The sequence below is a fragment of the Streptomyces cellostaticus genome (assembly GCF_001513965.1).
Taxonomy (GTDB): Bacteria; Actinomycetota; Actinomycetes; order Streptomycetales; family Streptomycetaceae; genus Streptomyces; species Streptomyces cellostaticus.
Map to the genome: position 1 here is coordinate 1 of NZ_KQ948092.1, position 1203 is coordinate 1203.

Consider the following 1203-nt stretch of genomic DNA (forward strand, 5'->3'; position numbering starts at 1 on the left):
TCGCACTTGGCCCTGCTCGCCCGGCTCGGTCTCGCCGGTCAGCGCGCTGGCGTGCAGCACCGCGTCCAGCAGCGCCGGGTGCAGACCGAACGAACCCGCGTCCTGCGCCACCTCCTCCGGCAGCGCCACCTCGGCGAATACGTCCTCACCGCGGCGCCAGACCGCCCGCAGACCCTGGAACGCCGGACCATAGCCGTAGGAGCCGGCGGCGAGGGCGTCGTACATCCCGCTGATGTCCACCGCGGTCGCATCCCGCGGCGGCCACACCGCAAGGTCTTCCTCGGCTTGGCCGACTGTTGTGGTGGGAGCGATCAGCGCGCTGGCGTGCTGGACCCACGGCTGCTCGCCGCCGGGCTGGTCGGGACGCGAGAAGACCTCCACCCCACGCCGTCCATCGGCATCGGCCGCAGCCACCACAACCTGGACCTGCACCCCGCTGCCGTCAGCAGGCACCACCAACGGCGCCTGCAGCGTCAGTTCCTCCACCACAGCGCACCCGACCTGGTCCCCGGCGCGGACCACGAGCTCCACGAACCCGGTGCCCGGCAGCAGGATCGCGCCGCCGACGGCATGGTCGGCCAGCCACGGCTGCGTGCGCACGGACAGCCGTCCCGTGCACACCAGTCCGGCACCACCGGCCAGTTCCACAGCCGCGCCCAGCAGCGGATGACCCACCGCACCGAGCCCCAGCGATACCGCATCCCCGCCCGTGGCCGATGCGGCCGCCTTGGGCCAGTACTTCTCGTGCTGGAAGGCGTAGGTGGGCAGTTCCACTCGCTGCCCGGTGGGCAGGACCGTGGTCCAGTCGACGGACGCGCCGTGGACGAACGCCTCGGCGAGCGAGGTGATCAGGCGTGCCGCTCCGCCCTCGTCACGACGCAGCGTGCCGGACACCACCGCGGCCATAGTGCCCGGGCTTGCCTCCAGCGCGGCCTCTTCGAGCGTCTCGGTGATCGCCGCGAGCAGTACCGGGTGCGGGGAGACCTCGATGAACACCTGGTGACCCATGCCCGAGAGGATGCGTACGGCCCGGTCGAAGTGGACCGGTGCGCGCAGGCTGCCGTACCAATACCCGGCATCCAACTCCGTGCCGGACAGGACCTCGCCCGTCATCGCCGAGACCATCGGCACCCGGCCCGCCCGCGGAGCCACCCCGGCCAGGACCGAGAGGATCTCCTCCTCCAACTGCTCCACCTGCGCGCC

1 protein-coding gene is annotated in these 1203 nt (G+C 72.1%); it reads right to left on the reverse strand.

Translation table 11 applies throughout. The features are described 5' to 3' along the window. On the reverse strand, positions 1 to 1203 hold a 1203-nt coding region (locus AQI88_RS42110; RefSeq protein WP_159050595.1), incomplete at both ends, for a polyketide synthase dehydratase domain-containing protein.